This is a genomic window from Propioniciclava sp. LT294 (genome assembly GCF_059516005.1).
The window spans coordinates 65526-84812 of the sequence record NZ_JCAKNG010000005.1 but is presented as its reverse complement, the minus strand read 5'-3'; the positions used below and the strand labels follow the sequence as shown (position 1 = coordinate 84812).

Annotated in this window: 17 protein-coding genes and 1 tRNA gene; 12 read left to right on the top strand and 6 right to left on the bottom strand. The window is 71.0% G+C overall.

What is annotated here, in order from left to right:
- The first annotated feature begins 34 nt into the window (after positions 1-34).
- The 3 genes from AC5YDA_RS08185 to AC5YDA_RS08175 all read left to right on the top strand — a co-directional run bounded on the left by AC5YDA_RS08185 (position 35) and on the right by AC5YDA_RS08175 (position 4721).
- Complete coding sequence (locus AC5YDA_RS08185; RefSeq protein WP_496188899.1) at positions 35-1546, top strand: glycosyltransferase; 1512 nt, start codon at positions 35-37, stop codon at positions 1544-1546.
- Positions 1547-1657: 111 nt separating this feature from the next.
- Positions 1658-3670 (top strand): PTS mannitol transporter subunit IICBA, encoded by a 2013-nt coding sequence (locus AC5YDA_RS08180; protein WP_496188898.1) that lies wholly within the window; start codon positions 1658-1660, stop codon positions 3668-3670.
- Positions 3671-3674: 4 nt separating this feature from the next.
- Complete coding sequence (locus tag AC5YDA_RS08175; protein WP_496188897.1) at positions 3675-4721, top strand: zinc-dependent dehydrogenase; 1047 nt, start codon at positions 3675-3677, stop codon at positions 4719-4721.
- A 121-nt stretch (positions 4722-4842) separates the two neighbouring features.
- Here AC5YDA_RS08175 and AC5YDA_RS08170 read toward each other — a convergent pair whose 3' ends face one another.
- Together AC5YDA_RS08170 and ptsP are read right to left on the bottom strand one after the other, a co-directional pair.
- Positions 4843-5805, bottom strand: coding sequence for a hypothetical protein (locus tag AC5YDA_RS08170; protein ID WP_496188896.1), 963 nt, complete (start codon positions 5803-5805; stop codon positions 4843-4845).
- A 183-nt stretch (positions 5806-5988) separates the two neighbouring features.
- Positions 5989-7677: a phosphoenolpyruvate--protein phosphotransferase gene (ptsP, locus tag AC5YDA_RS08165; protein ID WP_496188895.1), complete on the bottom strand. Its 1689-nt coding sequence runs from the start codon at positions 7675-7677 to the stop codon at positions 5989-5991.
- Between the two features lie 140 nt (positions 7678-7817).
- Here ptsP and AC5YDA_RS08160 point away from each other — a divergent pair, with 140 nt between their 5' ends.
- The 7 genes from AC5YDA_RS08160 to AC5YDA_RS08130 all read left to right on the top strand — a co-directional run bounded on the left by AC5YDA_RS08160 (position 7818) and on the right by AC5YDA_RS08130 (position 14902).
- The gene (locus tag AC5YDA_RS08160) at positions 7818-8585 is read left to right on the top strand and encodes a DeoR/GlpR family DNA-binding transcription regulator (RefSeq protein ID WP_496188894.1); all 768 of its coding nucleotides are present in this window, start codon (positions 7818-7820) and stop codon (positions 8583-8585) included.
- Positions 8586-8683: 98 nt separating this feature from the next.
- Positions 8684-9691, top strand: a complete 1008-nt coding sequence (locus tag AC5YDA_RS08155) for a 1-phosphofructokinase family hexose kinase (RefSeq protein ID WP_496188893.1) — start codon at positions 8684-8686, stop codon at positions 9689-9691.
- 11 nt (positions 9692-9702) lie between these two features.
- Complete coding sequence (locus tag AC5YDA_RS08150) at positions 9703-11700, top strand: PTS fructose transporter subunit IIABC (RefSeq protein ID WP_496188892.1); 1998 nt, start codon at positions 9703-9705, stop codon at positions 11698-11700.
- A gap of 36 nt (positions 11701-11736) precedes the next feature.
- A complete protein-coding gene (locus tag AC5YDA_RS08145) occupies positions 11737-12006 on the top strand; it encodes an HPr family phosphocarrier protein (protein ID WP_496188891.1) in 270 nt (89 codons plus the stop codon).
- Positions 12007-12253: 247 nt separating this feature from the next.
- Positions 12254-13462, top strand: a complete 1209-nt coding sequence (locus tag AC5YDA_RS08140; protein WP_496188890.1) for an acetyl-CoA C-acetyltransferase — start codon at positions 12254-12256, stop codon at positions 13460-13462.
- Positions 13463-13464: 2 nt separating this feature from the next.
- On the top strand, positions 13465-14256 hold the full coding sequence (locus AC5YDA_RS08135) for a CoA transferase subunit A (RefSeq protein WP_496188889.1): 792 nt from the start codon (positions 13465-13467) through the stop codon (positions 14254-14256).
- A gap of 1 nt (position 14257) precedes the next feature.
- Entirely contained in the window at positions 14258-14902 is a 645-nt protein-coding gene (locus AC5YDA_RS08130) for a 3-oxoacid CoA-transferase subunit B (RefSeq protein ID WP_496188888.1), read from the top strand.
- A gap of 31 nt (positions 14903-14933) precedes the next feature.
- Here AC5YDA_RS08130 and AC5YDA_RS08125 read toward each other — a convergent pair whose 3' ends face one another.
- The 4 genes from AC5YDA_RS08125 to AC5YDA_RS08110 form a co-directional block, all read right to left on the bottom strand.
- On the bottom strand, positions 14934-16103 hold the full coding sequence (locus tag AC5YDA_RS08125) for a cysteine desulfurase family protein (RefSeq protein ID WP_496188887.1): 1170 nt from the start codon (positions 16101-16103) through the stop codon (positions 14934-14936).
- An 88-nt stretch (positions 16104-16191) separates the two neighbouring features.
- The gene (locus tag AC5YDA_RS08120; RefSeq protein WP_496188246.1) at positions 16192-16410 is read right to left on the bottom strand and encodes a hypothetical protein; all 219 of its coding nucleotides are present in this window, start codon (positions 16408-16410) and stop codon (positions 16192-16194) included.
- A 126-nt stretch (positions 16411-16536) separates the two neighbouring features.
- Positions 16537-16713, bottom strand: coding sequence for a hypothetical protein (locus AC5YDA_RS08115; RefSeq protein ID WP_496188247.1), 177 nt, complete (start codon positions 16711-16713; stop codon positions 16537-16539).
- 2 nt (positions 16714-16715) lie between these two features.
- Positions 16716-16803 (bottom strand) — tRNA-Ser (locus AC5YDA_RS08110).
- 80 nt (positions 16804-16883) lie between these two features.
- Between AC5YDA_RS08110 and AC5YDA_RS08105 the strand changes: the two genes are divergently transcribed.
- Both AC5YDA_RS08105 and AC5YDA_RS08100 read left to right on the top strand, forming a co-directional pair.
- Positions 16884-17729 carry a carbon-nitrogen hydrolase family protein gene (locus AC5YDA_RS08105; protein ID WP_496188248.1) on the top strand — a complete coding sequence of 282 codons (846 nt, stop codon included), beginning with the start codon at positions 16884-16886 and terminating at the stop codon, positions 17727-17729.
- A gap of 50 nt (positions 17730-17779) precedes the next feature.
- Positions 17780-19264 (top strand): gluconokinase, encoded by a 1485-nt coding sequence (locus AC5YDA_RS08100; RefSeq protein ID WP_496188249.1) that lies wholly within the window; start codon positions 17780-17782, stop codon positions 19262-19264.
- Positions 19265-19287 lie beyond the last annotated feature (23 nt).

Here is a 19287-nt window from a genome sequence, read left to right as displayed (position 1 = left end):
CGACGCCGGGTTCCGTCCCTGAGAGGATGGCGCCATGGGTCGAGGGGACTGGCAGGAGTCGTTGAAGCGGCGTGTCTCGCGGCTGGCGCACGGGTCGGGACGGCGTCCGGTTCTGCAGGGGATGTACGGAGGGCTGATCGCGGCCGAGACGGCGGTGGCGTCCGCCTGGGTCGGACGCCACGGGCGCGGCCCGGTCGACCCCGGGAACCTCACCCTCGTGGTGAAGACGTTCGAGCGCCCGGACGTCCTGCGACGGATGCTGGCGAGCGTCCGGCGGGTGTTCTCGGGCCCGATCGTGGTCGCGGACGACAGCCGCGTGACGTTCGTCTCGGACGACCCCGGCGTCCGTGTCCTGCCGCTGCCCTTCGACAGCGGCATCGGGGCCGGCCGCAACGCGCTGCTGGCCGCGGTCGGGACCCCGTACGTGTTCATGACCGACGACGACATGGTCCTGCTCCCGGATTTCGACGTCCAGCGCCCCATCGACTACCTGACGCGCCACCCCGAGGTGGACGTGGTCGGCGGACGCGTCGTCCACCTGCCCCTGGGGCGGACGGCCGACTACTCCACGGCGGCGCTCCACGCGTACCGGGGCGAGCCGCGCGTCCGCGCCGGGACGATCATCGACGGGCTGCCCGTGGCGTACAAGGTGCCCAATTTCTACGTGGCCCGGACGGACGCCGTGCGGTCCATCGGGTACGACGACCGGCTCAAGCGGGTCGATCACAACGACTTCTTCACCTCCGCGTACGGACACCTAGTGTGCGTCGTCGATCCGCAGGTGGTGTGCCTGCACGCGCACTCCTACTTCGACGGGCACTACCAGGGGTTCCGGATGGACACCGCCGGCGACCTCGCCCTGATCGCCGAGAAATGGGGGCACGAGCAGGTCCCCGGGCTGGGCGCGGCGTCCGGTGGGCTGGCGGACGAGCACCGCGTGGCGTTCCACCACGCCGCCGTGGAGGTGGTGGCCCGGGACCTCGGCGTCCGGGTCGTGCACGACCGGGTGGCCGCCCATGCGGCGGTGGCGGTGGAGGGCGATCCCGAACCGCTGGTGGCGGTGCTGCGGGCGATGGGGTGGGCGGGCAGGCGGAGCCGCTACACCCATGCACTGTGGGGCGTCCTGGACGTGACCGCGGCCTCCCCGGAGGCGCTGCGCGAGGCCGTGCCGTCCAGCTTCGCCCTGGTCGACGGGCTGGCCGGGGCGGACGCCGGGTGGCCCGCCGCCACGGGTCGCGCGTCGGACGGCGAGCCGGGCGCCGGCGTCCGGTGGTCCCCCCGCGCCGCCATCATCGGCCGGCCGGACGCCGTGCTCGCGGCGCTGCTGCCGGCAGGCCCGGTGCTGACCATCACCCCGCCCGGGGACGCCCTGTTCGCCGCCTTGGGCCCGGAGCCGCGCGACGCCGACTCCCTGATCGCAGAACTGCTGGCTGACACCGACGCACCGCCGGAGGCGGCCGGGCAACTCCGGGAGTTCCTCGAGGTCCTGATCCGCCAAGGTGTGGTCGACAGGTGCGGGGATTCCAACACAAACAAAGATGAATGACCCCAATACCTCTTGACTCCGTGTTTGAGTTGGTTGATTATGGTGCGCAGCGGACGTAGGGCGTCTGCTCCGGTCGCACCGCAGCGGCCGGTGTCGCAACGGAGGAACCTCATGACGGCTGCTGTCGCAAGCGTCACCACCACGAAGGGACCCGGTGCCCGGGCCAAGGTCCAGAAGTTCGGAACCTTCCTGTCCAACATGGTCATGCCCAACATCGGCGCCTTCATCGCCTGGGGCCTCATCACCTCGCTCTTCATCAAGGTCGGCTGGCTGAACCTCGCGGCCGGGGGCACGCTGCCCGCCGATGGCTGGGTCGCCGCGCTGGGTGGCTGGGGTGACTTCGACGGCAAGGGCATCGTCGGCCCGATGATCTCCTACATGCTGCCGCTGCTCATCGGTTACACCGGCGGTCGCATGGTCTACAACGAGCGTGGTCCCCGCGGCGGCGTCGTCGGTGCGATCGCGACCATGGGCGTCATCGCCGGCACCTCGATCCCGATGTTCATGGGCGCCATGATCATGGGCCCGCTGGGCGGCTGGACGATGAAGAAGATCGACGCCATCTGGGACGGCAAGATCCGGCCCGGCTTCGAGATGCTCGTCGACAACTTCTCCGCCGGCATCTGGGGCATGGTCCTCGCGGTCGTCGGTTTCTTCGCACTCTCGCCGGTCGTCACCGCCGTCAGCACCGCACTCGGCGCCGGTGTCCAGTTCCTGGTCAACAACGGTCTCCTGCCGCTGACCTCGCTGCTCATCGAACCGGCCAAGGTCCTGTTCCTGAACAACGCCATCAACCACGGCGTCCTGACCCCGCTCGGCCTCGCCGAGTCGCAGGCCACCGGCCAGTCGATCCTGTTCCTGCTCGAGGCCAACCCCGGGCCCGGCCTGGGCATCCTGCTCGCCTTCATGGTGTTCGGCAAGGGCACCGCCAAGGCGTCCGCGCCCGGCGCCGCGATCATCCACTTCCTCGGTGGCATCCACGAGATCTACTTCCCGTACGTGCTGATGAAGCCGATCATGATCGTCGCCGCGATCGCCGGTGGCGCCAGCGGCGTCCTGATGAACGTCATGTTCCACGGTGGCCTGCGCTCCCCGGCCGCGCCCGGTTCGATCATCGCCGTCTACGCGGCCATCACGCCCCAGGGCGCGCTCGGCGTCACCCTGTCGTGGATCGTCGCCGCCGCCGTGTCCTTCGTGGTCGGTGCCCTCCTGCTCCGCGTGTCGAAGGACAGGGACGAGGGCGACCTCGCCCGGGCCACCGCCGAGATGGAGGCGCTCAAGGGCAAGAAGTCGTCCGTCTCCGGCGCGCTCGTCGGTGCCGGTGCGACCCCGCTCTCCGGACCGATCAGGAACATCGTGTTCGCCTGCGACGCCGGCATGGGATCGTCCGCCATGGGCGCCTCGGTGCTGCGCAAGAAGATCCAGGACGCCGGCTTCCGCGACGTCAAGGTCACCAACCAGGCCATCGCGAACCTGACCGACAGCTACGACGTCATCGTCACCCACCAGGACCTCGCGGCCCGGGCGAAGCCGCTCGTCCCCTCCGCGGTGCTGTTCACCGTCGACAACTTCATGGGCAGCCCCGTCTACGACGACGTGGTGGAGACCGTGCGCGCGGCCAACTCCGGCGCGGTCGCCACCGGGACCCTGCCGGCCGCCGAGGCCGGGAAGCGCCCGAAGAAGACGCTCGCCCGCGACGTCCTGCCCCGTGACGCCGTTCGGCTCGGCCTGACCGCGTCCGACAAGGAGGACGCCATCCGCCAGGCCGGTCAGACCCTGGTCGCGATCGGCGCCGCCGGCGACGGTTACGTCGAGGGCATGCTGGCCCGCGAGGGGCAGGTCTCCACGTTCCTGGGCAACGGCGTGGCCATCCCCCATGGCACGAACGAGTCCCGCGTCCACATCAAGAAGGCCGCGCTCGCATTCCTGCAGTTCCCCGACGGCGTCGACTGGAACGGCAAGACTGCCTACGTGGCGATCCCCATCGCATCGAACAGTGACGAGCACGTGGGCATCCTGTCCGCCCTCGCCACGGTGCTGGCCGACGAGGACAGGGCCGAGCGCCTGCGCACGACCACCAGTGTTGACGAGGTGCTGGAGTTGCTGGCACCGGAAGAGGAGTGACCAGATGAAGGCATTGCGTTTCTACGCCCCCGGCGACGTCCGGCTGGAGGACGTCCCCGAGCCCACGTGTGGGCCCGAGGAGGTCAAGATCAAGGTCAAGAACTGCTCGACCTGCGGGACGGACGTCAAGATCCGCAACAACGGCCACGTGAACATCACCCGCGTGACCACCATGGGCCACGAGATCGCGGGCGAGGTGGTCGAGGTCGGCGCGGACGCGCTCGGCGGGTTCGCCGTGGGTGACCGGGTCCAGGTCATCGCCGCCGTGCCCTGTGGCGATTGCCACGAGTGCAAGAAGGGCTGGATGGAGGTGTGTGCGAACCAGACCTCCGTCGGGTACCAGTACGACGGCGGTTTCGCGGAGTACATGATCGTCCCCAAGGAAGTCCTCAAGGTCGACGGCCTGAACCGGATCCCGGACAACGTCGGCTACGACGAGGCCTCCGCCGTTGAGCCGTTCGCCTGCGCCATCAACGCCCAGGAGCAACTCGGCATCGAGGAGGGAGACTTCGTCGTCGTCTTCGGCGCCGGCCCGATCGGCTGCATGCACATCAGGATCGCCCGCGGCGTCCACAAGGCCGGGACGATCGTCCTGGTCGACATCAACGCCGAACGCCTCCAGATGTCGGCGGACGCCGTGAAGCCCGACCACACCATCGACGCCTCGTCGGTGAACGTCGTCGAGGAGGTGATGCGCCTGACCGAGGGGCGCGGTGCGGATGTCGTCATCACCGCCACCCCGGCCAACATCAACCAGGAGCAGGCCATCGCGATGGCGGCCCGCAACGGCCGGATCTCGTTCTTCGGCGGACTGCCCAAGACCAACCCGGTCATCGCGGCCGATTCCAACCTGGTCCACTACCGGCAGCTGCACATCCACGGCGCGAACGGTTCGGCCCCCGCCCACCACAAGGCCGCCCTGGAGTACGTCTCCACCGGTGCGATCCCCGTGAAGGACCTCATCACCCGCCACGTCCCGCTGGAGAACGTCCTCGAGGCGTTCGACATCGTGGCCAAGGGTGAGGCCATCAAGGTGACCGTCGAGCCCTGATCGGCCGGACGCGGCGACTCCCCGGGGCGTGCTGCATTTTGTGTAAACGAAGTGCTGGGATCATGACCAGTTCTGTCGACACAAAATGCAGCACACCCCGTGTTGCTCTTCCGAGGTCCTGCTACTGGTCCCTCATCCGGACGCCGAGGGGCGCCTTGCCGCGTCTGTCGCCGACGATCCGGGCCAGGTCTTGGATGAACCTGTCGAGGCGCAGGTCCAGGGTCTCGGGCGTCACGGGGACCACCACCAGTTGGTGACGCGTGTAGACGGTGTCCTTCTCCACCGTCGCCGCCCATCGGTCGTTGCCGGCCTCGTCCTCGCCCGAGTGGAACGTCCGCGAGTGGACCTGGACCACGACGCCGGCGTCCGGGAAGTAGCCGTCCGGACGCCCGATCCAACGTCCGTCGGTGGTCTCGAGCGTGGCGTTGGCGACCATCTCCGGCAGGTCCCGGCAAGCGCGCACGGCCTCGATCAGGATGGCCTCGGGGTCGGACCACGCACCGGTGCGGAACGCCGACACCCCGTCACGGACGGCAGACGTCCCGTCAATGCCGTTTCGCTCGAGTTCGGCCCCCATCCGGTCTGGTGTGGACAGCCTGCGCTGCAGGATCGAGATGGTGATGCGACGGAGTTCCGCCGCCAAGATGTCGCCGAAGCGGGCGGCATCCGCCAAGGCCCTCTCCAGGGTCACGACACGGACGCCGCTCCGCAGCACTGCGGGAGGCATCCGGCGGACGCGATGCGTGCCGAAGCCCCGGGCGCTCGTCCTGGCTCGTCGCGACAGTGGAACCAAGAAGCGGGTGAGCGCCGGCTCTCGGCGCACCGTGATGCCGTGCAGGCGCAGGGCCCACGAACTGGTCAGGACTGCACCGCTGCCCGCCCAGAGTGAGCCGGCCGCCAGCCGTTCCGCCGGCTCGAGCTCGTCGAGGTCGTGGGGGTGCTTGGCGTAGACCGCCCGGAGCGGGCGGCGTCCGTTGTCGCGCCAGCCCTGCAGGACGGTGTCGCTGACCTTGGCCCGCTTCAAGTCCCTGCGCGAAGCGAAGGTGGGCTGGTCGGGAAGATCCGGGAAATCGTGTGCTCGCATGCCCGGGACAGTGGGCGGCGAAGGTGTCCGAGAGTCATCCCCTGGTGAGGCTGTGGACAGCGGGTCTCGTCGTCCACAACCTCACCGAGCGCCGGGTGTGCTGCATTTTGTGTGAACGAAGTACCGGGATGATGACCAGTTCTGCCCACACAAAATGCAGCACGGGGGCGTGCCCCACCAAGCTCAGGCGCCCTGCTCGCCCTCGGGCTCACCCAGCAACTGGGCCGCCAGTTCCTTGGCGTCGCGACTGTTGCGTGCGGCCGTCACCTGGGCCGCGACGGAACGGCACTGCGCCAGGGTGACCTTGCCCAGCTGGACGCCGACCGCCGGGATCGCGTTGGTCGCCATCGACAGCGAGGTCACGCCGAGGCCGACCAGCACGCAGGCCAGCAGCGGATCAGCGGCGGCCTCGCCGCAGACGCCGACGGGCTTGCCGGCTCGTTCGCCGGCCTGGGCGGTCAGGGAGATCAGCCGCAGGACGGCGGGCTGCCACGGGTCGGTGAGCGTCGCGAGGTGGGAGCTCATCCGGTCCGCGGCCATGGTGTACTGCGTGAGGTCGTTGGTGCCGATGGAGAAGAAGCCCACCTCGGCGAGGAATTGGTCGGCCAGCATCGCGACGGACGGCACCTCGACCATGATCCCGGGCTTGAGGTCGCGCGCCCGGCACTTCTCGGCGAACTCGAACGCCTCGTCGACCGTGGCGACCATCGGGGCCATCACCCATGCTTCGGCGACCCCGTTGTCCTCGGCCGCCAACTGGATCGCGTCCAGCTGGCGCTCGACGAGGCCGGGGTTCGTCCACCCCAGCCGGATCCCGCGCACCCCCAGCGCCGGGTTCTCCTCGTGGTCGTGGTTCGCGAAGGGGACGGGCTTGTCCGAGCCGGCGTCCAACGTGCGCACCACGACCTTCTTCCCGCGGAACGCGCTGAACACCTCTCCGTAGATGCGGGCCTGCTCGGCCACCGACGGTTCGGTCTGGGCGGCGAGGAAGCACAGCTCGGTGCGGAACAGTCCGACGCCCTCGGCCTCACTGGTGGACGCCTTGGCCGCGGCCTTGCCGTCCTGCACGTTGGCCAGCAGTTGGACGTGGGTGCCGTCGGCGGTCCGGGCCGGGCCGCTCCACGAGCGGATCTCCGCCCGCAGACGGGTGTCCTCCTCGACGAGATCCGTCGCATGCTGTGGGTCCGGGTTGGGGGTGATGATGCCGGACGTCCCGTCGACCAGGACCAGGGTGCCCTCGGCCAGCGAGTCGAGGTCGGACGCCGCCACGACGCACGGGATGCCCAGCTGGCGGGCGATGATCGCAGTGTGGGAGGTCGGCCCGCCCAGGCGGGTGACGAGCGCGCGGACCAGCGCCGGCTCCAGGCCTGCGGTGTCGGCGGGGGCGAGGTCCTCCGCGCAGAGCACGACCGGGGAGGTGGGCTTCGGGACGCCCGGCTCGGGCAGGCCCATCAGCTCGGCCACCACACGGTTGCGGATGTCGCACAGGTCGGTGGTGCGCTCGGCCATGAGGCCGCCCAGCTTCTCGAACTGCACGATGAACTGCTCGATGGCGGCCGTCGCGGCGGCCTCGGCCGCGGTGCCGCCGTTGATGAGCTTCACGGCGGCGCGGCTCCAGCCGCGGTCGCGGGCCAGCGCCGCGGTGGCGCCCAGCACCTCGGTGGCAACGCCGGTCGCGGCACTGGCCCGGTCGGCGAACCGGCCCGCCACCGTCGCGACCGCCGCCTTGAAGCGCTCGACCTCGGCCTCACGCTGCTCCTCGGCGACGGGGGCGAGGGACGGTGGCGGGACCGGGGCCGGGCGCGTCCAGGCGACGGGGGCGTAGGCGTAGCCGGCGACCACGCCGGTGCCACGGACATGTTGTTGCTGCATGGGTTTCCTCCGCGGTGAGGTTTTGGTACATGTTGGTGTGTCTCCGATTGTCGCCTGACGTGCCTGCAAGGTCAAGGCAAGACGAGCGTACAAATGTGGGAGTGTGTCCGATCGGGTTGGATTGAGTATGAAGGAGGGCCATGTACGCCGAGGAACGCCAGCACGAGATCATCACCAGGGCGCGGGAGTTGGGGCGTGTGGCCGTCGCCGAGCTCGCCGCCCGGTATGAGGTCACCCCCGAGACCATCCGCCGCGACCTCGATGCGCTGGCTGCGCGGGGCATTCTCAGTCGCGTCCACGGGGGTGCGGTGCCCGCCGAGAAGTTGTGGTTGGGGGAGCCGTCCGTCACCGCGCGCGACGTGTCCTCGCCGGAGGAGAAGCTCGCCATCGCGGAGAAGGCGATCGGCCTGCTCCCGCATCGGGAGGGGCTCACCCTCCTCATCGACGCCGGCACCACGACGGCCCGCCTCTGTGGGCTGTTGCCCAGCTGGGTGGGTCTGGTGGTGACGAACTCGGTGCCCGCGGCGGCTGTGCTGTCCCAGCAGGAGGGGCGGTCGGTCTGGCTGCTCGGGGGGCAGGTGCGAGGGATCACCCAGGCGGTCGTGGGGCCCTTGGCCGTGGAGACGCTGGGGCGGCTCCGCGTCGACGTCGCCTTCCTCGGCACGAACGGGTTCTCGGTCGAGCGCGGCTTCTCCACCCCGGACCCGAGGGAGGCGGCCGTCAAGCGGGCGATGGTCGCCAGTGCGCGCGAGGTGATCGTGCTCACCGACTCCTCCAAGTTGGGGGTCGACCACCTCGTCCAGTTCGCATCGCTCGACGACGTGGACGCCCTCGTGACCGACGCCGGGCTGCCCGAGGCGAGTTTGGCTGAGCTTCGTGCGGCGGGGCTGCGGGTCGAGGTGGCTTGAATCCAACACAAAGCAACATGAATCCACGCAAAACCCTTGCGGAGTTGGGGGCGGGCCAGATATAAAAGTGGCAACACTCCACCGAGAGGGAGAACAACATGGCCGACAGCAGCGCCGCGCACCGAGGCGTCGTCCGCGTGGTCACCTTCACCGCCAACCCGAGCATCGACCGGACGGTCGTGCTCGGGTCCCCCTTGGCCCGCGGTGAGGTGCAGCGCGCCACGGCCGGCTCCGCCCAAGCGGCCGGCAAGGGTGTGAACGTGGCCAAGGTGGCCGCCGCGGGAGGTCTCGCCGCCGAAGCGGTTCTCCCGTTCGCAGACGAGGCGTACCGCTCCTCGTTGGACGCCGACCTGCCGGCGGGCCTCACGGTCCTCGCCCCCACGACCGTCCGTCACCCGCGCACCAACACCACGATCACCGAGCCGGACGGCACGACCACCAAGATCAACGAGCCCGGGCCGATCCTGTCCGCCGACGACCTCGACGTGGCCGCGGACCTGCTGGTGTCGGCCGCTCGTGGCGCCGCGTGGGTCGCCCTGTCCGGCTCCCTGCCGCCCGGCGCCCCCATCGACTGGTACGCCCGCCTCACGGCCCGCCTCAAGCCGCTGGGCTGCCGGGTCGCCATCGACACCTCGGACGCCGCCCTCGATGCCGTGCTGGACGCGTTGCCCGGGGCGTCCTTCGACCTGATCAAGCCGAACTCGGACGAACTGGCCCAGCTCACCGGCGGCGACGCCGCCGCCTTCGAGGACGCAGCCGTCCGCGGCGACCTCCACGACATCGCGGTCGCGGCCTCCCGCCTGCGTGACCGGGGCATCGCGAACGTGCTGGTCACGCTGGGCGGCGCCGGCGCCGTCCTCGTGAACGCCGAGGGCGCCTGGCACGCCACGGCGCCGCGCATCGAGGTGCGCAGCACGGTGGGTGCGGGCGACTCCTCGGTCGCCGGCTTCATCCTCGCCGACGTCGCCGGGGGATCTCCCGCCGACTGCCTCGCCTCCGCGGTCAGCCACGGCTCGGCCGCAGCCTCCCTCCCCGGCACGACCCTCCCGACCCCCGCCGACCTCCCGGTCGGCAGGCCCTACGTCTCCCCCCTGTCGAACTTCTGAAAGGAACGACGGTGTCCCTCATCACCGAAGAACTGGTCGCGCTCGACGCCGACCTCGGCTCCACCAAGGCGGATGTCATCGCCTCCCTCGCCGGCCTCGTCGCCGCAGCGGGCCGTGCGGACGCGGCGGGCCTGACCGCCGACGCGCTGGAGCGCGAGGGCAAGTCCGCCACCGGCCTGCCCGGCGGCTTCGCGATCCCGCACTGCCGCTCGGCCGCCGTCTCCGAAGCGTCCCTGGCCTTCGCCCGCCTCTCCAACCCCGTCGACTTCGGCGCCAAGGACGGGCCGGCCGACCTCGTCTTCCTGATCGCCGCGGCCGCGGACGGCGACGCCGACCACCTCAAGCTGCTGACCAAGCTCGCTCGCGCCCTGGTCAAGAAGGACTTCCTCGCGGCGCTGCGCTCCGCCCGGACGGCCGCCGAGGTCGTCGAGCTGGTCGACGGTGTCCTCAACCCCGCGCCCCAGGAGGCTCCGGCCGCCGCCGTCGCGGCGCGCCCGGTCATCGTGGGCGTCACCGCCTGCCCGACCGGCATCGCGCACACGTACATGGCGGCCGACTCCCTGGTCGCCGCGGGTCAGGAACTGGGCTACGACGTCCAGATCGAGACGCAGGGATCCGGAGGGGTCACGCCGCTGCCCGCCGGCACCATCGCCAAGGCCGCCGCCGTCATCTTCGCCACGGACGTCGGCGTCAAGGACCGCGAGCGCTTCGCCGGCCTGCCCGTGATCGAGTCCGGCGTGAAGCGGGCCATCAACGAGCCGAAGAAGATGGTCGAGGAGGCCGTCGCCGCCTCGACCAACCCCAACGCGCGCAAGGTGTCCGGCACTCCCGGGGCCGCGTCGTCCGAGGGGTCGGGCGCCCAGCTCGGATGGGGCAAGCGCATCCAGCAGGCGCTGATGACGGGTGTGTCCTACATGATCCCGTTCGTCGCCGCGGGCGGCCTGCTGATCGCGCTGGGCTTCCTCTTCGGTGGCTACGACATCGCGCTGGGCCCGGCCTGCGACGCGCTGCCGGCCTGGGCGTCCGGCGTGGGGGCGGACGCCTGCGCCACCTACGGCTCCAACGCCGACATGGCCCTGGCCCTCGGCCCGAACGCGGGCCTGCTGATCTGGCTGGGCGCCATCATGTTCAAGATCGGCGCGGCGGCGTTCGGCTTCCTCGTCCCGGCGCTGTCGGGTTACATCGCCTACGCGCTGGCCGGACGTCCCGGTATCGCGCCCGGCTTCGTCGGCGGCGCCATCTCCGTCGCTCTGGGTGCCGGCTTCATCGGCGGCCTGGTGACGGGACTCGTCGCCGGCCTCATTGCGATGTGGCTCGCCTCGCTCAAGCCCCCGCGCTGGCTGGCCGGCCTGATGCCGGTCGTGATCATCCCGCTGATCGCGACGCTGCTCACCGGCGGCCTGATGTACATCCTGCTCGGCAAGCCCCTCGCGGCCCTGACCACGGCGCTCTACGACGGCCTGACCGGGATGTCGGGTGGTTCCGCGATCCTCCTCGGCGTCGTGCTCGGCCTGATGATGTGCTTCGACCTGGGTGGCCCGGTCAACAAGGCGGCGTACCTGTTCGCCACGGCCGGACTCTCGGCGCAGACCGAGGCCTCCTTCACCATCATGGCGGCCGTGATGGCGGCGGGCATGGTGCCGCCGCTCGCGATGGCGCTGGCCACCACCGTCCGCAAGCGGCTCTTCACCGAGCCGGAGATCGAGAACGGGCGGACGGCCTGGCTGTTGGGCGCCGCGTTCATCTCCGAGGGTGCGATCCCCTTCGCCGCCGCGGATCCGCTGCGCGTCATCCCGTCCATGATGGCCGGCGGTGCCGTCACCGGTGCCCTCGTCATGGCCCTGGGGGTGGGCAGCCGCGCCCCCCACGGCGGAATCTTCGTCGCCTTCGCGATCAGCAACCCGTTGGGCTTCATCATCGCCATCCTCGCTGGCATGATCGTCGGCGCGGCCGCCGTCATCGCCGCGAAGCAGTTCATCGGTAACCAGACCCGGGCCGCCATCGCCTGATGGCAGCCCGCACCGCCTGATCCAAAGGAGAAACACATGGCCAGCAAGACCGTTGTCGTGGGTTCGGCCGTCGGCCTGCACGCCCGCCCTGCCGCGATCATCGCCGAGGCCGCCGAGGCCTACGACGACGAGATCCTCCTCACGCTCGTCGGTGGCGACGACGACGAGGGCGTCGACGCGGCGTCCAGCCTGATGATCATGACCCTGGGTGCCGAGAAGGGCGCCGAGGTGATCGTGAGCTCCGACAACGCCGAGGCCGTCGAGGCCATCGCGGCGCTCGTCGAGAAGGACCTCGACGCCGAGTGAAGTGCGCCGTCCCCGCCTGAGGGGGGCGGTTCCCTGAGCCACATCAACGTCTCGGCCCATGCCCCTGGTGACGAGCGGCACACGACGCCGCTCGCCGCCAGGGGCAGTGCCTGTTCGTGGCGGGCGAGGACGGCCCGCGGGCAGCCGGCCGTGATTGTGTAGCTATTGATGATCAAATGGCGACAATTCAGTCTTGGACGCCACATGGTCCCCCGTGGGAGGCTGGAACCCGAAACAAGGAGGTTCCATGGATCCCATCGTCGTGTGCCACCCGGTCCGGACGCCCGTGGGCGGCTTCGGCGGATCGCTCGCATCCGTGCCGGCCGACGAGCTGGCCACCATCGTGGTCGCCGAGGTCGCGCGCCGCGGGTCCCTGGGGGAGGGCGACGTCGGTGACGTCATCCTCGGCAACTGCAACCCCAGCGGTGAGTTCCCGGCGATCGGCCGCATCGCCGCGCTGAACGCCGGCCTGGGCATCGGCGTCCCCGGCCTCCAGATCGACCGGCGCTGCGGCTCCGGTCTCCAGGCGGTCCTCTACGGCGCGATGCAGGTCGCATCCGGGGCGTCCACGCTCGTGATCGCGGGCGGTGCCGAGTCGATGAGCCGTGTCGAGCACGCGGCGCTGTTGCGCCAGGGCGTCCGCGGCGACGGCGTCCAGCTGGTCGACCGCCTGGCCCGCGCCCGGGCGACCGCGGGCGGACGTGACCACCCGATCCCCGGCGGCATGATCGAGACCGCGGAGAACCTGCGCCGAGAGTACGGCATCAGCCGCGAGGAGCAGGACGCCCTCGCGCTGGCCTCGCACCAGAAGGCCGCCGCCGCGGCCGCGTCCGGCACGTTCGCCGACGAGCTCGTCCCCGTCACCGTGCAGGGTCGCCGCGGCGAGGAGGTCGTGGTCGACGCCGACGAGCACATCCGCCCCGACTCGTCGTTGGAGTCGCTGGCCAAGCTGCGCCCGATCATGGGCAAGTCCGACCCGGACGCCACGGTGACGGCCGGCAACGCGTCCGGCCAGAACGACGCCGCGGCCGCGTGCATCGTGACCACCCGGTCCGAGGCGGAGCGCCGCGGCCTGCAGCCGCTGCTCGAACTGAAGTCGTGGGCCGTCGCCGGGGTCGAGCCGGAGCGGATGGGCATCGGGCCCGTCCCCGCGTCCGCGCAGGCCCTGGCCAAGGCGGGCCTCACGCTGGCCGACCTCGACGTGATCGAGCTGAACGAGGCCTTCGCCGCGCAGGCCCTGGCCGTGCTGCGCGAGTGGGGCATCAGCGCCGACGACGAGCGACTGAACCCCAACGGCTCGGCGATCTCGCTGGGCCACCCCGTCGGCGCGACGGGGGCGCGCATCCTCGCCACGATGGCCTACGAGATGCGACGCCGCGGCGGGCGGTACGCGCTGGAGACGATGTGCATCGGTGGCGGCCAGGGCCTGGCCGCCGTGTTCGAGAGGGTCGAGTGAGCATGGACAAGGTGGTGGGCTCGGCGGCCGAGGCGGTCGCCGACATCAAGGACGGGGCGACGATCGCCGTCGGCGGCTTCGGGCTCGCGGGGATCCCGTGGTTCCTGATCGACGCGCTGCTGGAGCAGGGTGCGACCGACCTCGAGATCGTCAGCAACAACCTCGGCGTGGACGGCCAGGGGCTGGGCAAGCTGCTGGAGGCGCGCAGGATCCGCCGCGCCATCTCCAGCTACATCGGTGAGAACAAGGAGTTCATGCGCCAGTACCTGGCCGGCGAGCTCGAGGTCGAGTTGACGCCGCAGGGCACCCTCGCCGAGCGCCTGCGCGCCGGCGGGGCGGGCATCGGCGGCTTCTACACACCGTCCGGCGTGGGCACGGTCGTCGCCACCGGCGGCATGCCGTGGAAGTACGACGCGGACGGCTCGGTCGTCATCTCGTCACCGGCCAAGGAGGTCCGTGAGTTCCACGGGCGACGCATGGTGCTCGAGTCGGGCATCGAGGCGGACGTGGCGCTCGTCCGGGCGGCCATCGCCGACCGGCACGGCAACCTGCGGTTCCACGCGGCGGCCCAGAACTTCAACCCGCCGGCCGCGATGTCCGGCCGGATCACGATCGTGGAGGCCGAGCAGGTCGTGGAGGCGGGGGACCTCGACCCGGCCGACGTGCACCTGTCCGGCGTCTTCGTCGACCGCGTGGTCGCGCTGACACCCGAGGAGGCCGCGTTCAAGATGATCGAGAAGCGGACGACCAGCCCGCGCCCGTCGACGGGCTCCGGGAACGACGAGGAGAACTGACATGGCATGGACGCGTGAGGAGATGGCGGCCCGCGCCGCCCAGGAGCTGTCGGACGGCCAGTACGTCAACCTCGGCATCGGACTGCCGACACTCATCCCGAACTACCTGCCCGAGGGCGTGCACGTGATCATGCACTCCGAGAACGGCATCCTCGGCACGGGCCGGTACCCGTACGAGAACGAGGTCGACCCCGACCTGGTCAACGCCGGCAAGGAGACCGTCACGGTGAACCCCGGGGCGTCCTACTTCGACTCGGCCACCAGCTTCGCCATGATCCGCGGCGCGCACCTCGACGTCGCGGTCCTGGGCGGCATGGAGGTGGCCTGCACCGGTGACCTGGCCAACTGGATGGTGCCGGGCAAGCTCGTCAAGGGCATGGGCGGTGCCATGGATCTGGTCCACGGCGCGCGGACGGTCATCGTGCTGATGGACCACCAGAACAAGAAGGGCGAGTCCAAGGTGCTGGCCCGCTGTTCGTTGCCGCTGACCGGGGAGGCCGTGGTGCAGCGCGTGATCACGAACCTCGGCGTCCTCGACTGTGCCGGGACGCACTACGTCCTGCGCGAGCTGGCGCCCGGCGTCGGCGTGGACGAGCTCGTCGCCGCCACGGACGCCGAGGTCGACACCTCCGGGGTGGTGGCCTGAGGGCGCAGGGACGCATCGTCCGTCGCGTTGGTCAGGACCCCTCAGCGGCCGCCACGGCGAGGAGGGCGGCACAGCGTTCGATGTCGGCGGTGGTGGTCCAACGCCCGAGGGACAGGCGGATGGCGCTCATGGCCCGGACAGGGTCGAGGCCCATGGCCGTGAGGACGGGTGAGGGTGCGTCGTGTCCTGCATGGCAGGCCGACCCGGCGGACGCGGCGACCCCGGTGGCCCGTTCGAGCAGGGTGAGCGCCCGGGTGTGGTCGATGCTCACGTTGAGGGTGTTCGGCAGCCGCCGAGTGGGGTGCCCGTTGAGGTGGACCCGACCGGGCAACGACCGGTCGAGGGCGCGGTGGAGCTGGTCGCGGAGGTTCGTGAGCCGGCCCGTTTCGCCGGCGTCGAGAGCGAGCCCGGCGAGGTGGGCGGCCTGCCCGAGCGCGACGATGTGGGGGACGTTCTCGGTGCCCGCGCGCAGCCCGGCTTCCTGACCTCCGCCCCCGGTGATCGGCCGGAGGGTGACACCGTCGCGGACCCACAGGGCCGCGACGCCCTTGGGGGCGTACATCTTGTGCCCCACAACGGTGAGCAGGTCGACGCCCAACACCTCGGCGTCGACGGGGATCTTGCCGACCGACTGGGCGGAGTCGGTGTGCACCAGGACGCCGCGGGCGTGCGCCACCCGGGTGATGTCGGCGATGGGTTGGATGGTGCCGGTCTCGTTGTTGGCGTGCATGACGCTGACCAGCACGGTGGCGTCGGTGATCGCGGCGGCGACCGCCTGCGGATCGACGAGCCCGTGCTGGTCGACCGGGAGAACGGTGACGTCGACATCGTGGAGTTCGGTGAGGTCGGCGCACGCGGCGAGCACGGCGGGGTGTTCGGTCGCCTGGGTGATCACATGGGGGCGTGGCCCGGGGCGCCGGTGGGTCAGCACGGCGCCCTTGAGTGCGAGGGCGTCGGCTTCGGAGCCGCTGCCCGTGAACACGATGCGGCCCCGGTGTCCGCCGATGAGGTCAGACACCTGGCCGCGGGCATGCTCGATGGCGGCCCGGGCCGCGTGACCGTAGGCGTGGCTGCTGGACGGGTTCCCGAACTCCCTTTGCAGGGAGGGCAGCATCGCCTCCACCACGCGGGGGTCGACGGGTGTGGTGCCGTTGTGGTCCAGGTACAGCGGACGGTCGGCCAGTCCGGGGGGCAGGTTCATGCAGGGCCCCTTTCGTCGGCGGGTGGTGGGTCGGCGTGGGCGGATCCGCCCACGAGCCTGCGGGGGGCTGCTCCACGCGGCCCCAGGATCACATGGCGTCCGGGGACATGTGCAGCGGCTCCCAACCCGACTTGCCCTGGTGGTGCAGCCCCGGGTTCTCGTCACCGCTGAAGCCCATGTGCTGGGCGCAATGACGAACGTGTTGACCGTAGTCGGCGTTGGTGTTCGCTGCCTGGGCCGGCGTGGCGGCCAGCAGCATCGCACCCGCCCCCACCAGCGACACCAGAGCCCGCGAAAAGACCGGCATGACGTATCCCCCGTTCTCGCCGTCTCCTTGACCGCGATGCGGGGACGCTACACCGGCCCGGCATCGACAGGAGGGCGCGAGGGACATCGTGCGTCGAGCCTTGACGGAATCTTGACCGCCCACTCATCAAGCGCCACCGGGCGGCCAGGTGGTCTCCTCGACCACCGGTTCGATCTCGCCCTTGCCCATCCAGCCGAGGAGCGCGTCAGAGGAGCCGCCGGCACGATCCTTCGGGCCACAGGTCGTGCGAAGGGGCCACCACCCCGAAAAGAAGATTCCCGCCCTGACCAGAGCGGGAATCATGCTGGCGGAGGATACGAGATTCGAACTCGTGAGGGCGTGAACCCAACCCGGTTTCCAACCGAGCGCCATAGGCCTCTAGGCGAATCCTCCGTCGGAGATGATAACCGATCCGGGGCCGTCCGGCCCAATCGGGTTGACGCCGGCCCCGCCATCCGCGTCGAATGGGGGGCATGCGCATTGCCCTGGCCCAGGTCGTCGCCGGAACGGTCCCGGTCGACAACCTCGCCCTGGTCCGCGAGCGGGCCGAGCGTGCGGCGGACGCCGGGGCGGAACTGGTCGTGTTCCCCGAGGCGATGATGGCCAGCTTCGCCACGCGGTCGGCCGACATCGCCGAGCCGCTCGACGGGCCCTGGGCCCACGGCGTCCGGCAGGTCGCCCACGACCTCGGCATCGCGGTCGTCGCGGGCATGTTCACGCCGGGTGCGCCCCGCGAGCCGGGCGAGGACGGCACGGGGGGTCGCCGGCGCGCCCGCAACACCCTGCTCGTGGTCGACCACGCCGGCGGCATCGCGGCGACCTACGACAAGATCCACCTCTTCGACGCGTGGGGCTTCGTGGAGTCGCGGCACGTCGAGCCCGGGGATGCTCCCGTCCTCGTGACGCTCGGCGGCGTCCGGTTCGGCCTGGCCACCTGCTACGACGTCCGCTTCCCCGAACTGTTCAAGCACCTGGCCCACTCCGGGGCCGAGGTGATCCTGGTCCCGGCGTCCTGGGCGAACGGCCCCGGCAAGGCGGCCCAGTGGCGCGCCCTGTGTGTTGCCCGGGCCATGGATTCCACCTGTTGGATCATTGCCCCCGGCCAGGGCGACCCCGCCACCGTCGGCGTCGAGGTCGGGCCGGGCTCCCCGACGGGGGTTGGCCACAGCGTCGTGGTCAGCCCCTTGGGAGACGTTCTCGTCGAGGCCGGTGACGGGCCGGAGTTGCTCGTGGTCGACCTCGATCCCTCGTCCCTGCGCGAGGCGCGGGAGCGGTTGCCAGTGCTTGCCGGCTCCCGACTGTCGATCTCCGCCCCCTGACCCTGCTGGAGGGCTAGCCTGCGATCCAACACCCGCGACGGAGGAGGGCCATGGCCGGGGGAGACGTGATCCTGGGGTTGGATGTGGGGACGACGGCGGCGAAGGCCTCCCTGTTCTCCCTCGACGGAACCCTCCGCACCACCGCGTCGCGGGAGTACCCGTTGCTGGGTCCGCGTCCGGGCTGGCACGTCCAGGAGCCGGACGCCATCGCCGAGGGCGTCCTCGGCGCCCTGGCGGAGGCCGTGGCGCAGGTGGAGCCCCAGCGCATCCTGGGCATCTCGATCTCGACCGCCATGCACGGCCTCCTCGGCCTGGACGCCGATCTCCGCCCAGTCACCGAGCTCCTCACCTGGGCGGACTCGAGGGCGTCCCTGCAGGCCGAGCAGCTCAACGCGCACGCGACCGGCCCCCGTCTCCACTTCACGTCAGGGACGCCGACCCACCCGATGTCGCCCCTGGTCAAACTGCGCTGGTTCGGGGACCACGACCCCGACCTGCTCCGGGCGGTGCCGCACTGGATCGGCCTGAAGGACTGGATCCTCGTCATCCTGACGGGCCAGGTCGCCACCGAACTGTCGACGGCCTCCGGCAGCGGCATGCTCGACATGGAGACGCGCGACTGGAACCCCGAGGCGTTCGAGGTGGCCGGCATCCGGCCCGACCAGCTGCCGCGGCTGCACGACACGACCGACATCCTGCCGCTGGCGGCGGACGCCGCGAGGGTGATCGGCCTGCCGGCCGGCCTGCCGGTGGTCGTGGGTGCGGGTGACGGCCCGCTGGGCAACCTCGGCACCGGCGCCATGGAGGTCGGTAAGGCGGGCCTGTCCATCGGGACGTCCGGTGCGCTCCGCATGGTGATGCGCGCCCCGGCGGTCGTGTCGGGGCTGTTCTGCTACGCGCTGACCGGCGATGTCTGGGTCGCCGGTGGTGCGGTCAGCAACGGTGGCATGGTCCAGCGCTGGCTGACCGAGACCTTCGCGCCCGAGGGTGCCGACGACGCCGAGGCCTGCCGTCGCGCCGAGTTCATCGCGTCCGGGTCGGACGGCCTGGTGTGCATTCCCTACCTCGTCTCGGAGCGTGCATCCCTGTGGGATTCCGAGATCCGGGGCGCGTTCCTGCACGTCCGGCGCCCGCACACGCCCGACCACTTCATCCGTGCCGGGGTGGAGGGCGTCGCCTTCCAGCTCTGGACGATCCTGCGGCGCCTGCGCATGATCGCCCGCGTCGAGGAGATCCGCGCGACCGGCGGGGTCTTCCGCTCCGCGCTGTGGCGCGACGTGGTCGCGGGAGTCCTCAACCGGCCCCTCATCGTCACGGGTTCCGCCGAGGGCTCCGGCCTGGGGGCGGCCATCCTGGGCGCCAAGGCGCTGGGCGTGGTCGACACGCTGCAGGACGGTTACGAACTCCTCCGGGGTGAGGCGATCGAGGAGCACGTCCACGTGTCGAAGGGCGACCTCGAGGCGTACGAGCGCTACCGGTACAACATGGGCAACGTCCTCCAGCGGTACGGGCGCCTCGGGGCCGACCTGCGCTGACACCCCTCGGGGGGCGAGGAGGC